The 13131-nt window shown below is 64.9% G+C and carries 12 protein-coding genes; 3 read left to right on the forward strand and 9 right to left on the reverse strand.

Translation table 11 applies throughout. The features are described from left to right. The first annotated feature begins 52 nt into the window (after window positions 1-52). Both CAL22_RS13490 and CAL22_RS13495 read left to right on the forward strand, forming a co-directional pair. Window positions 53-1501: a TolC family protein gene (locus tag CAL22_RS13490; RefSeq protein WP_244193885.1), complete on the forward strand. Its 1449-nt coding sequence runs from the start codon at window positions 53-55 to the stop codon at window positions 1499-1501. Then, window positions 1498-3141, forward strand: coding sequence for a Na+/H+ antiporter (locus tag CAL22_RS13495; RefSeq protein WP_094814090.1), 1644 nt, complete (start codon window positions 1498-1500; stop codon window positions 3139-3141). Before CAL22_RS13490 ends, CAL22_RS13495 begins: the two co-directional genes overlap by 4 nt. A 104-nt stretch (window positions 3142-3245) precedes the next feature. Here CAL22_RS13495 and CAL22_RS13500 read toward each other — a convergent pair whose 3' ends face one another. The 7 genes from CAL22_RS13500 to CAL22_RS13530 all read right to left on the reverse strand — a co-directional run bounded on the left by CAL22_RS13500 (window position 3246) and on the right by CAL22_RS13530 (window position 9738). Further along, the gene (locus tag CAL22_RS13500) at window positions 3246-3983 is read right to left on the reverse strand and encodes an SDR family NAD(P)-dependent oxidoreductase (protein ID WP_094814092.1); all 738 of its coding nucleotides are present in this window, start codon (window positions 3981-3983) and stop codon (window positions 3246-3248) included. Between the two features lie 137 nt (window positions 3984-4120). Further along, complete coding sequence (locus tag CAL22_RS13505; protein WP_094814094.1) at window positions 4121-5086, reverse strand: tripartite tricarboxylate transporter substrate binding protein; 966 nt, start codon at window positions 5084-5086, stop codon at window positions 4121-4123. Window positions 5087-5117: 31 nt separating this feature from the next. Next, window positions 5118-5783: an RraA family protein gene (locus CAL22_RS13510; RefSeq protein WP_094814096.1), complete on the reverse strand. Its 666-nt coding sequence runs from the start codon at window positions 5781-5783 to the stop codon at window positions 5118-5120. A 1-nt stretch (window position 5784) separates the two neighbouring features. Then, window positions 5785-6636 carry a carbon-nitrogen hydrolase family protein gene (locus CAL22_RS13515; RefSeq protein ID WP_244193886.1) on the reverse strand — a complete coding sequence of 284 codons (852 nt, stop codon included), beginning with the start codon at window positions 6634-6636 and terminating at the stop codon, window positions 5785-5787. 36 nt (window positions 6637-6672) lie between these two features. Continuing rightward, window positions 6673-7410, reverse strand: coding sequence for an HpcH/HpaI aldolase family protein (locus tag CAL22_RS13520; protein ID WP_094814098.1), 738 nt, complete (start codon window positions 7408-7410; stop codon window positions 6673-6675). A gap of 4 nt (window positions 7411-7414) precedes the next feature. Continuing rightward, window positions 7415-8671 carry an aspartate aminotransferase family protein gene (locus tag CAL22_RS13525; RefSeq protein ID WP_094814100.1) on the reverse strand — a complete coding sequence of 419 codons (1257 nt, stop codon included), beginning with the start codon at window positions 8669-8671 and terminating at the stop codon, window positions 7415-7417. An 11-nt stretch (window positions 8672-8682) separates the two neighbouring features. Then, a complete protein-coding gene (locus CAL22_RS13530) occupies window positions 8683-9738 on the reverse strand; it encodes a phosphotransferase (RefSeq protein WP_167383640.1) in 1056 nt (351 codons plus the stop codon). Between the two features lie 303 nt (window positions 9739-10041). Between CAL22_RS13530 and CAL22_RS13535 the strand changes: the two genes are divergently transcribed. Beyond that, window positions 10042-10737, forward strand: a complete 696-nt coding sequence (locus tag CAL22_RS13535; protein ID WP_094814104.1) for a GntR family transcriptional regulator — start codon at window positions 10042-10044, stop codon at window positions 10735-10737. A gap of 114 nt (window positions 10738-10851) precedes the next feature. Here CAL22_RS13535 and CAL22_RS13540 read toward each other — a convergent pair whose 3' ends face one another. Continuing rightward, window positions 10852-12117 carry an MFS transporter gene (locus tag CAL22_RS13540; RefSeq protein WP_432264302.1) on the reverse strand — a complete coding sequence of 422 codons (1266 nt, stop codon included), beginning with the start codon at window positions 12115-12117 and terminating at the stop codon, window positions 10852-10854. 58 nt (window positions 12118-12175) lie between these two features. After that, window positions 12176-13123 carry an N-carbamoyl-D-amino-acid hydrolase gene (locus CAL22_RS13545; protein WP_094814106.1) on the reverse strand — a complete coding sequence of 316 codons (948 nt, stop codon included), beginning with the start codon at window positions 13121-13123 and terminating at the stop codon, window positions 12176-12178. Window positions 13124-13131 lie beyond the last annotated feature (8 nt).

Consider the following 13131-nt stretch of genomic DNA (forward strand, 5'->3'; position numbering starts at 1 on the left):
CCGGTCGCCATCCGCCCCTGCACGTTGGGCCGCACTGTTCAGCTGCGCCCTGTTGACCGCCTGCGCCAGCGGCGTGGACCATGCGCCGCCGTCGGCCGGACGGGCCTGGGAGGCCCCGCCGCCCCCGGCCGGCTGGCGCACCCTCGCCGTGCAAGGCCCGGCGGCGGCCGCCACGCCGATCGATGCCGAGCAGGAATACAACCTGGCCGCGCTCATCGATCTGGCTCAACGCAACAATCCGGCCACCCGCTTGGCCTGGAACCAGGCCCGGCAAGCCGCCTCGGCGGTCGGTCTGGCCGAGTCGACCTATCTGCCGCGCTTGTCGGCCAGTGTCATCACCGGCCGCCTGGCGCTGGACAGGCGCTACCAGGAAGTGCTGGGTTACCGGCCCGAACTGAAATCCAATATCAGCGGCACCGACCCCATCCTCACCATGGAGTGGCTGCTGTTCGATTTCGGCATGCGCTCGGCCGCCAGCCAGGCGGCTCAGAATCTCTCCCTGGGCGCCAACTATCTGTTCAACGCCGCGCACCAGAAACTGATCTTCGACGTCAGCCGCACTTATTATGAGTATGGCGCGGCGCGCCAGCGCACCCGCATCAGCACCGCCATGCTCAAGAACAGCCAGGATGTGCTCGAAGCCGTGCTGGCCAAACGCAAAAGCGGCCTGGCCACCACCGTCGAAGAAGCCCAGGCCAGGCAGCTCGTGGCTCAGGCGCGCCTGCAATCGACCCGCAGTGCCGGCATGGAACGCAATGCCTACCAGGCCCTGCTCGACACCTTGAGCCTGGGTCCGGGCACTGCCTTGCGCATTGCCGACAGCACCAAGGCAGCGCTGCCCTCGCACGAGCAACTGCCCTCGGCCAGCGTGTTGCAACAAGCCCTGGCCGACCGGCCCGACATCATGGCCAGCATCGCCGCCCTGAAAGCCGCCGAAAACGCGGTGGACGTCGCCGACGCCGACTTTCTGCCCAAGGTCTATATGGCAGGGTTCTATATGGGTAACCATAATGACCTGTCCATCGGGCCGGCATCCGGCCTGACCAGCAGCGGCGCCACCCGCGGCATCCTGTTGGGCGTCACCATGCCGCTGTATGACGGCGGCATGCGCAGCTCCCGGCTGCACGACGCCAAGTCCCGCGTCCAGGCCGCCCAGGCCGGGCTGGAGAAACTGCGCAACGCGGCCATGAGCGAAATCGTCGTGGCCAGCAATCTGCTCGATACGTCGCTGGAATCCTATGACGCCGCCACCTCGCTGGTGGACACGTCCAAAACCACCTATGACGCGGCCTTCGAGGCCTACCGCCTGGGCATGGGCACCGTCACCGTGGCGACCGAAGCCGCCAACGGGCTGCTCACGGCCAGGCTGGCCCGCAACGATGCCCACGCCGCGGCGCAGGTCGCCGCGGTCTCTCTGGCCTTTGCCCTGGGCAGGCTCGACACCGTCATATCCCACCCCGCCGCTGAGCCGGCGAGCGCAGGCGCAGGAGCCCCGCGATGAGCACTTTCTCCATCATCATGGCCATGCTGGTCGCTGTCGTTCTCAGCGGCGTGCTCGCCAAACTGTTGCCCTCGGCCATCCCGCTGCCCTTCATCCAGATCGGGCTGGGCTTTGTCGTCGCCAGCGTGTTCCAGCGCGGGGTCCTGATCGAGCCGGATATTTTCTTTCTGCTTTTCCTGCCGCCGCTGCTGTTTCTCGACGGCTGGCGCGTCTCCAAGATCGCGGTGCTGCGAGAGGCCTCGTCCATCACGCAACTGGCTTTCGGGCTGGTCTTTCTCACGGTGCTGGGCGTGGGGTATTTCATCCACTGGATGATCCCGTCCATTCCCCTGCCGGTGGCGCTGGCCATTGCCGCCATCGTGTCGCCCACGGATCCGGTCGCGGTGGAAGCCATCGCCAAGCGCGCGCCCATGCCCCGCCGCATGCTGGCCATCCTCGAGGGCGAATCGCTGTTCAATGACGCCAGCGGCCTGGTCGCCTTCCGTCTTGCGGTCGCCGTGGCGCTGACCGGCAGTTTCTCCCTGACCAACGCCGCGCTGAGCTTTCTCTGGCTCACCTTTGCCGGCGTGGGCATCGGCGCGGGCCTGACCCTGGCCCTGATGCGGGCACGCTCGGTCTTCTCGCGCCGCTTCGGGTTCGAACCGCGCACCGACGTCCTGCTGAGCCTGTTGCTGCCCTTCTTCGTCTACCTGGTGGCCGAGCATGCCGGCGCCTCCGGCATTCTGGCCGCGGTCACGGCGGGCATCACCATGAGCTACGCCGAAATGTCTGGCCGGCAGTCGGCCGCCACCCGGGTCGAGCGCGCCACCGTCTGGAACATGATTCAGTTCACGCTCAATGGCATGATGTTCGTGCTGCTGGGCGAGCAGTTCCCGACCATTCTGTCCAATCTGTCCAGCGCCGCCACCGAAAGCGGCGAACAATCGCTGTATTGGCTGCCCTTCTACGGCCTGGCCATCTGCCTGGCGCTGATGATCGTGCGGCTGATCTGGGTATCGATCTCGCTGAAGATCAGTGCCATCGTCGCGCGCCGCCGCGGCCATCCCGCCCGGCCGATCGGCATACGCCTCATCCTCGCCATGTCCGTGGCGGGCGTGCGGGGCGCCGTGACGCTGGCCGGCGTGATGACGCTGCCCTTTACCGTGGGCGACGGGATTCCCTTCCCGGCGCGCGACCTGGCGATCAGCCTGTCGGCCATGGTCATCATCTTTTCCCTGCTGCTGGCCAGCGCCGCTCTGCCCGCCCTGCTGCATGGGCTGCATTTCCCGCCCAATAGCCGCTTGCAACAGGAACGCGCACTGGCACAGGAAACGATACTCAAGGCGGCGCTGGATAGTCTGCCGCTGGCCGTCAAGCGGCATGTGGATGCCCGGCCGGACGACGCCCCCCTCTATACCAAGATTTCGGAAGACGTGGCGGCCAATCTGCGGCATCAGGCCGGCCAGGGCATAGAAACCCACACGGACGAAGATCTGGCCAAGCTGCAGGGCATCGAGCGCGAATTGCGTCTCGAAGCCATCGACGCCTCGCGGCACGCCGTGTACCAGCTGGCCAGAACCCACCGCATCTCGGATGCGCTGGCCCGCAACGAAGTCCTGCAACTCGATCTGCAGGAAGCCCGCCTGCGCGGCAACGACTGACATCCGCCGCGTCCAAGAACAAGGGCCGTGTCGTGGACACGGCCCTTGTTCTTACTGCCGGCGCGTCGCGCCCGCACCGGGGTCAGCCGAGGCTGCCGCCGATCTCAGACGTGCTGCCCACCATTGATGGGTATCTCTGCGCCATTGATATAGGCCGCGCCGGAGGTGCACAGGAAGTAAATCGTCGCGGCGACCTCTTCGGGCTTGCCCAGGCGGCGCAGGGGGATATCGCGTTGCACGATCTCGTCGGTGCCCGGCGAGAGAATCGAGGTATCGATTTCGCCGGGTGCGATTGCGTTGACGCGCACGCCATCGGGCGCGAATTCATGCGCCATTTCTCGCGTCAGGGCCATCAACGCGGCCTTGGACGCGGCGTACGCCGGCCCGGCGAAAGGATGCACGCGCGAACCCACGATGGAAGTCACATTGACCACGATGCCCTTGGCTGCCTTGAGCTCCGGGTACAGGCCTTTGGCGATCAAGGCGGTCGAAAACAGATTGACGTTGAACACGCGCAGCCAGGTCGCGTAGTCGCTTTGCAGCACACCCATGCGGGCGCCGCCCTCGGCCTTGGGCGAAATGGCCGCATTATTGACGATGGCGTCGAGTTTGCCGCCGTCCAGGCGCGAGCGTATCTCTTCGATGGCGCTCTCCATCTGGTTCACGTCGGCCAGGTCCAGCTGAACGTGGTTGGCACGCCCCTCGGGCCAGGGGCAGTTGGCGTCGAAGGGCTGCCGCGACACCGTCAGGACTCGCCAGCCCGCGGAGCCGAAATGTTTGACGGTGGCGTGGCCTATCCCGCGGCTGGCGCCGGTAAGCAGCATGGTCTTGCGTACAGTCATCTTGAAACCTCCGGACTGGTGGTGTGGCGTTCGCCGTAAAACCGACGACAGCTCGGGGGCGTCGGATGGAGAAACGAGATAGTCATAAAGCCCGTGACGTCATGCGCGGCGCGATGCCGCCGCGCATGACAGCCGCATCATTGATTGCTCAGATCCAGTTCCTTGATCAGCTTGCCAAAAGTCTCAGTATCGGCGCGAGCGCGACGCTCCGCTTCTTCCTGCGAACTGATGACCAGCGAAATACCCATATCGGCGTATTGCTTACGGATCTCGGGAACGTTGAAGTTCTCGTCCAGCGCACGCTTGATATCGGCGTACAGCTTGGGCGAGGTGCCCTTGGGCGCGGCCAGCGCATACCAGGCCACATTGTCGAAATCTATGCCCAGTTCACGCGCGGTCGGCACGTCCGGCAAGGACGGCACACGCTGCTTGCTGGTCACGAAAATCGGTTTGACCTTGCCGGCCTCGATATGCGCCTTGTAAGTCGCGACGTTATCCAGCGCAGCATCGATACGGCCGCCCATCAGGTCGTTCAGCGCGGGCATGCTGCCCTTGTACGGAATCACCTCGAACTGCAGGCCGGTCGCGCGTTGCAACAGGATCTGCGTCAGATGGCCGTGCGTGCCGGTGCCGGCGTTGGACCAGGTCACTTTCTTGGGATGCTGGCGCACGTAGTCCAGGAATTCCTGGGGTGTCTTGGTCGGGAAGTCATTGCGCGCCACCACGACGAACGGCACGTCCACCAGAATGGAGATGTGGTCCAGCTTCTCCAGCGGGTGATAGTCCGGGTAGATATGGGATGCCGTGCCCGTGATACCGCTGGAGGTCATCAGGAAGGTCGAGCCATCCGGCGCCGCGCGGGTCACGAAGCGCCCCCCGATGGAGCCGCCGGCGCCCGGCTTGTTCTCGACGATGACATTGCGGCCTGTCGACTTGCTGATCGCCTGAGCGATCTGGCGCGCCAGAATGTCCGGCGTGCCTCCGGCGCCGCCTGGCACCACGATGGCGGTTGTCTGTGCGGTTGCGGCGGCCGCCAGCAACACGCCACCCAAAGCGACGACGCATTTCCGGCCTAAGCTGGCCAAGTTTTTCACAGCGATCATTTCTTCCCCTTGTTTGCGTGGTGGCCCGAAGCTAGGCCAGACTGTCGATAACCATCTTGGTCGCGCCCGAGACCTCGCCCAGCTTGGCGCCGTTGGCGACCTCGGCCTCGCGGCCCTTGCTACGGTTCTGGATGAGTGCGGCCCGCTCGGCCAGCGCCACGGCCTCTTCACGGCGCATGACCAGCACCCCGCTGTCGTCGGCCAGGACAATGTCGCCGGGCAGAACCGGAACACCGCCGCAGGAGACGGGGATGTTCATCCCGCCGCCGAGGTTGTGCAGCCGGGTGGTGATGGGCGAGAGGCCCTTGGCCCAGATCGGAAAATCCGACGCCTCGATCTCCGCGATGTCCGTGCAGGCTCCGTCAACCACTGCGCCCACCGCGCCGGCGGTCTTGGCCGCGATCGTCAGCGCCCCGCCCCAGCAGGCGTGGTGGCTGTCGCCCAGGCGATCGACGATCAAGACATCCCCCGGGCGCAGCATGCCGGTGGCATGGTGCAGCAGGGTCGAATCCGACGCGGGGATGGCCACGGTCACGGCGGTGCCCACGACATGCTTGCCGCGCAACATGGCGCGTATCTCCGGCCGCATGAAACCGAACAGATGCCAATGACCGATGGTGGCCGTCTCGATGCCGGCAAAGGCCTGCGTGATGGCAGGATCCAGCGCCGGCGGCATGTCGTTCAACAGGTATTTCATCTCAGGCCTCCACGTGGCGGCCCAGACGCCGGTGTTCACGCATGGGAATCAGGCCGCGCGCGCGGTCCAGTTCGGCGCGCGTCAGGCGCACCGTCACGAAGCCCACCGAATCGGAAGCCTTGGCAATCACATGGCCCCAGGGATCGCAGGCCAGCGAATGCCCGTAGGTTTGGCGCGCCACGCCATTGGCGTGATGCGTGCCGATCTGTCCGGGGGCCAGGAAATACGTTTGCGTTTCGATGGCGCGGGCGCGGCCCAGCACTTCCCAGTGGTCCTTGCCCGTGCCCAGCGCGAACGCGGCCGGCAGCACGATGACGTCGGCCCCCCGGTCGGCCAGCGCGATGAACAGCTCGGCAAAGCGGATGTCATAGCAAATGGCGCAGCCGATGGTGAACCCTTCGAGGTCATAGGTGACGATGTCCTCTCCGGGCTTGACGGTCGCCGACTCGTGGTACTTGATGCCATCGGGCGAGGTGATGTCGAACAAGTGGATCTTGCGGTACCGGGCCACTTCTTTGCCCTTGCGGTCAAAGACCACGCTGGTGTTGTAGACGCGCGTATCGCCCTCGATCTTCTCGACCAGGGATCCGGCATGCACCCACACCCCGTGCTGTTCGGCAAACTGCTGAATGGCCGCGTAGGCCTCGCCGCCCGGTGCGGGCTGCGCCTGTTTCAGTTTCTCGCCAGCGGCGCCGCCGTAGAAGTCAAAGTTTTCCGGCAGAATCAGCAGATCGGGGGCATCCGTCTGCATCGCTTCTTCCATCAGGGCAATGGCCTGACGGATATTGCGCTGGCGGTCATCCGTGGGGTTGGTCTGAATCAAGCTGACTTTCAGAGCGTTCTTGGTAGACATGCAATCACCTGTAAAAATGCGCGGCCCGAAGGCGGTTCAGTCAATCGCGATGCCTTCGGCACGCAGCGTGTTCTGCATGGCGACAATGGCATTGCGGATCAGGGAGGTTTGGGTGCCGACGACGATCTCCTGCGCGCCGTGCTCCACGGCGAACGCGCGCTCGGCGGCGGTCCAGGCCGGCATGACCCAGATCTTCCCGGCCGCGCGGGCGGCCTTGGCGCAACGCTCGAGGTCCTTGCGATTCTCGCCGTCGAAGACGTACTGGCCCCGGCCGCTCGTGAGCGCCAGGTCGGTCGGCCCGGGGAAGATCCCGTCGACCGTATCCAGCGCCAGAATGGCCTCGACCTCGGCCATGGCGCCGGCGCTTTCGATCATGGGCAGGCAGAGCAGACGCGCGTCCTCTCGCTGGCAGTAATCGCTGGGCGGCGCCATATAGTTGACCGTGCGCCCGCCGGCGTAGCTGCGCGTGCCGCGCGGGGGAAACTTGGCCGTGGCGCACAGTTCGCGTGCCTGCGCCGCGCTGGTGATGTGCGGGATGATCACGCCGTCCACACCGACGTCGATGGCCTGCTGAATGGCTTCGGCGGTCGGCCCGGCCACTTTGGCCAGCACATGCATGCCGCTGGCCTTGGCAAAGGCGACATAGCTGCTGAGCTTATCGATGGGAAAGGCGCCGTGCTCGATGTCCAGCAGCACGCGCTTGACCCCGCAGGCCAGAGCCACTTCGGTACAGATGAAGTTCGGCTCGGAGAGCCAGAGCGAGTAGTGCGTCATGGTTTCAATCCTGGGATGCTGAAGAGGGGTTGTCTTGCAAGGCCTGGCAGGCCCGATCCAGCGCGCTGACCAGTGTGTCGACGTGCTGCAGTTGGAAGGTGAGCGGCGGGCGGATCTTCAAGGCCTGGCCTTGCGCGCCGCTGGCGCTGATCAGCACCCCATCGCGGCGCATGCCATTGACGACCGCCGCGGCCTGCGGGGCGTGCTTCATCTCGACGCCCCAGTACAGACCGGCGCCGCGCACCTCGCCGATGACAGCATGGCGGCGGGCCAGCGCCAGCAGACCCTGCTGCAGCGCCTCGCCGACACGCGCCGCATGAGCGGGGGCATCGATCCGCTGCAGTTCGTCGAGCACCGCCATCCCGACGGCGGCCGAGACCGAGTTGCCGCCAAAGGTATTGAAGTAGCGGCAGCGCTGGCCGAACTTCGTCAGCAGATCGCCCTGCGCGACCAGGCCTGCGATCGGGTGACCGTTGCCCATGGGCTTGCCCAGGCTCACCATGTCGGGCACCAGGTCATCGCGCTGAAACGCCCACCAGCTTCCGGTGCGGCCAAAACCGCCTTGCACCTCGTCGGCAATGAAAAGCCCACCGTGAGCGCGCACGGCGCGCGCGCCGGCCGCCAGCGCATCCCGTGCCTCCGTGTGCACACCATCGCTGGCGAATACCGTGTCCACCAGCAAGGCGGCCACGGGGGTGCCCGCTGCCGCGAGATCACGGGCGGCGGCGTCTACCGCCTCGGCGAAGGCTGCGGCGCCCTGCGGGCCGGACGGCGCGTCGACCAGGCGAACATAATCGCTTGGCGGCAATAGCGAAGGCGACATCTCGGCCAGGGCCAACGTGACGCCGTGATACGCGTTGCGCGTGACGATCATGCCCCGGCGGCCGGTGGCCTCCCGGGTGATGCGCAAAACCAGGTCGTTGGCTTCGCTGCCGGTGCAGGTCAGCATGACGGTATCCAGCGCCGCGGGGAACATCGCCGCCAGCCGCTCGGCGTACGTCACCACGTTGTCGTGCAGATAGCGCGTGTGTGTGTTGAGAATGCCGGCCTGCCGGGCCAGGGCCTGCACCACGGCAGGGTTGGCGTGCCCCACCACCGGGACGTTGTTGTAGGCATCGAGATAGCGGCGTCCGGCCGCGTCGAACAGCCAGACATCCTCGCCCCTGACCAGATGCAGAGGCGTGTCATAGAACAGCCGGTACGCCGGGCCCAGCACGGACCGGCGGGCAAGAAGGTCGGAATCGGAAGCAATAGAAGTCATGATGGACGTCGTCAGAATGCAGCGTGGCGCTGCCAGGGTTCGATCAGCCGGTCAAACAGCTGGGAAGCGGCAGCCTGGCTGCGCAGAATGTAGGCACGGTTGGACGGGAACTGCAGCGCACGGCGGGCGGTGATCACCATCCGTTGCGTCAAGCGCGCCAGCACCAGGTCCAGCGCTTGCTCGCGCTCCAGCGCGCTGAGCGGGGCGACCGAGTCAAAGCCGTCGAGCAGACAGGCCAGGGTGTGCAAGGGATCCGTCGCATCCGTCATGTGGTACGACGCGGCGATGGCGGCTTCGGCGATGCGCGGGGCGTGCACCATATCGCCAAAATCCAGCACACCGGTCACCGTGCCGCCCTCCGGGTCGAGCAGGATATTGCTGGGCGACAGATCGTTATGGATCACCTGACAGGGCAGCTCTGCGCGATAGCGCGCCAGCCGCGATTCGAAGCGCGTCAGAAAGTCATTGATGGCCAAGCGTTGTTGCGCGTCGGTAATGACATCGAGCCAGGGCAGCAGGCGCGGCGCACGGCAACTGTCCCAGAGAAAATCGCGCCGCGCCGCCGGATGATCGAAGCCAAGCAAGGCCAGATCGAGCTGCCCGGCGGCCTGACCCACGGCCCGCCATGCCGACTCGTCGGCGCGCAAGCGGCTGCCTGCGGTGCCCTCGAGATAGCTGTAAGCACGCACCCGGATCACTTCGCCGTCGGCGGCCGGCCAATCCAGCCAATCCTGTCCATGGGCCAGGGCTGGCGCCAGATGCCGCGGCACCGGCATGGGACTGCGCGGCTCAAGGTGTTTGAGCACGGCGATCTGCATGACAGTCTCGGCGACCGTCTCGGCGGGGTTGATGAACTTGAGCGTGAACTTGCTGCCGTCAGGCCGGCTGCCGCGGAAATTGCGGTCACGTTCCCCGGTCAACGGATCGCAGGGACCGACGCCCCCGAAATACCGCGCCGCGATCTGCGCCGCCTCGTCGTTGGTGACGGCAGGAGGAGAAGTGGTCAACACCGTGTCACCGCCCTGCAACCCGGCCTGTGCCGCCCCGAAGTCTTGCTTGCTACCCACCACCGCCCTCGCTCAACATGCCCTAAAAATTATGATGCATCATGAGGCATAGCAGGCTAAGCGCCAAATAGGTACAAACCCTCGATGAACAACAAAAAAAGCCCGCGCAAAAATAAAGATGGCAACGAGAATCCCACAAATAAAGGCTTCTCTTGCACCAGACTGCGGCGACTCATGCACCGTCTCGTGCACCATCGCAGGGCCGACAAGGACAGCAGATTATTTTATGATGCATTATGTCGCCACCGGGCGAGAATGTGATTGCATACGGGTTTCACCGCCCGAAAGGCCTGATACCCGCCCATGATTTCCCACCCTGCCCCGCTTCTATCGCCTGACCCGAATCCCGAAGGCAATATCGGCGCGCTGTTGTATCAGCGGCTGTCGCAAGCTTTGATGGAGGGCGGGCTCAAGCCCGGCGAGCGCCTGCGCATTCGCGAACTGGCCGAAACCATGGGAACCAGCGTGACGCCGGTGCGCGACGCCATTCTGCGTCTGGTGCAGGACGGGGCGCTGGTGATGCGCAGCCCGCGCGATATCCGCGTCTATGAGGTGAGCCTGGCGGAGTACCTCGAGATCCGCGACATCCGCCTGGAACTGGAAGGGATGGCCGCGGCTCGCACGGCCGAGGTGGCGACCCTGGCGGACATCGCACGGCTTGAGTCCATCGTGGCCGCCAACGAGAACGCGCTCAAGGCCGGCGACACCTATAGCGCCGTCGGCCTGAACCAGCGTTTCCATTTTGAGTACAGCAAGATCGCCCGCATGCCGATCCTGCTCGATGTATTGCAGCGCCTCTGGCTGAAAATGGGCCCTTTGATCGCCCAGGTCTATGCAAGCAGCGGCCGCGAGATGATCGACGGCCACTACCCATTGCTCACGGCCATCCGCAATCGCGACCCCAAGGCCGCGCGCATCGCCGTGCAGACCGACATCATCGCCGGCGGCGAACCCATTTTGCTGCTCAAGCAGCGCGGCGAAGCCGCCGTGGAGGATTGAGGTTGCGATTCGGGCGCCGCCTGCCATGACGGATGGCGCCGGCCTGCTGCACGCGCCGTCCGGCGGCAGCCGCCGGGGCGCGAGCGCGCCCCGGACCGGTTGACGCGACCTGGGCTACTCCAGCTCGGCGCCCTTGAGCTCCGGGATGAGAAATACCGTCGCCACGATGTCGATCAGGTAGATCAGCGCCAGCGCACCGATGGCCACGGCGAAGGAATACTGCGCAGCCAGAGCGCCGATCACCAAAGGGCTGAAGCCGCCGATGCCCCGCCCGATGCTCCACAGGACGTTTTGCGCCGTGCCCCGCGCATGAGTCGGATAGAGTTCTGCGAGCAAGGCGCCATAGCCGCCCATCATGCCATTGACGAACACGCCCATGACCACGCCGCCGATCAGCAGCGCCTCCGGCGAGGTCAGGGTCGAGTAGACAAAGACCATGACCAACGCGCCGATCTGATAACCGATGAAAGTGGGCCGGCGACCGATCCGATCCGCCAATTGGCCGAAAATCCAGATCCCCACGAGCATCCCGACAATGGAGGCGCCGGTCCATACCGCAGACTTGGCCAGACTGTAGCCAAACATTTTGGACAGGTAGGCGGGCATCCAGACGATAAGGCCGTAGTAGCCGAAGTTCTGCACCGAGCAGAGGATGATTACGCCAATGCTGCGTTTGGTCGTCTCGCGGTCCCGGAACAAGGTCTTGACCGGAAACTCGCGCTTCTTGCGCGTGGACTTCAGGAATATCTCGGACTCGCCGATGACCTTGCGGATGATGAACGAACCCACCGCGGGAAACAGGCCGACCAGAAACATCCCGCGCCACCCGATGTGGGGCAGCAGCAAGGGCGTCAGCACGGCGGCCAGCAACACACCGAGCTGCCATCCCATGCCCACGTATGACGATACCCTGCCGCGCTTCTCGGCCGGCCAGGCCTCGATGGCCAGCGCCATGCCGATGCCGAACTCGCCGCCCAGGCCGATCCCGGCCAGGAAACGATAGGTCAGAAGATCCCAGTAGCCCACGGCGAACGCGCACAGGCCGGTGAAGAAAGCGAACATCAGAATCGTGTACGTGAGCACACGAACCCGGCCGTAATAATCGCTCATGATGCCGAACCCTATCCCGCCGAAGATCCCGCCGATCAGCGTCGCGGTGACCAGAGACCCGCTCTCCGTGGCGCTCAGGCCCAGTTCCATGCCGATGACATTGAGCATGAATCCCAGGATCAGCAGGTCGAAGCCATCCATGGCGTAACCCGAGACGGCCGCGATCAGCGCGCGCATCGGGCTGCTCTTGGCCGAGGTTGCCTGCGTGGCAGGCTCGATATTCGATAGACCGGGCAGCGCGCGGCTGCCCGAAGTGCTTTGCTGGCTCATCTTGATTTCCCCTTCTTGCGGGCGGCCAAGGACTGCCGCCCGCCCTGATCACAGGCTATTAAATATTCTTCAGCGGCAACGGCTCACCCGCCCCCACGCGCTCGACGATGAGGTGGTAATGCTCGGGCCGCCGGTGCTTGGCGAAGTTAAAAACGTGCTCGCGGAATCCCTCGACCAGCGAAAGATCGGCGTTGGCGACGATGACCTCGTCCTCTTCGGTCACGGTGCGCGCCGCGATCTCGCCCGTGGGCGCCACGATGACGGAGCCGCCGATCATATGATGGCCGTCCTCCGAGCCGCATTTCGCCGCCGCCGCGATCCACATGGCATTCTGATAGGCGCTGGCCTGCAAGCTGATCAGATGGGTGGACATGCGCAGATGCACCGGCTCGTTCCAGTGAATGTTCAGCGAAGGCGTGTTGTAGCCCAGGACACCCACCTCGGCGCTTTGCAGCGACATCATGCGCCAGGTTTCCGGCCAACGGCGGTCATTGCACAAACACATGCCGACGCGGGTATCGAAAGCCTCGACCACCGGCAGACCGGCGTCGCCGACCTGGAAGAACTTCTTCTCCAGATGTTGGAAGGGCGCGTCCACCTTGTGGTCGGAATGCCCCGGCAGGTGAATCTTGCGGTATTTGCTGACGATGTTGCCGCTGGCATCGACCAGAATGCTGGTATTGAAGCGCTCGCCGCCGGCGGTCCGCTCCGCGTAACCGAGATAAAAACCCACGCCCAGCGATTTCGCCAGATCAAACAGCGGCTGCACATGCGCATTGGGCATGGCGTGCTCGAAGAAACGCTCCTCGGCCTCTTCTTCGCTCATCCAGTAACGCGGAAAGAACGTCGTCAGCGCCAGCTCCGGAAACACCACCAGGCGGGCGCCGCGCGCAGCGGCTTCCTTGAGCATTTCCACCAATCTGGCAACGACGGCTTTACGGTCGTCGGCCAGATGTACCGGGCCCATTTGCGCCACTGCAATACCGAGTTTTCTGTTGTCGCTCATTGTCATCT

This window comes from Bordetella genomosp. 12 (assembly GCF_002261355.1).
In the GTDB taxonomy this organism is placed as follows: domain Bacteria; phylum Pseudomonadota; class Gammaproteobacteria; order Burkholderiales; family Burkholderiaceae_B; genus Bordetella.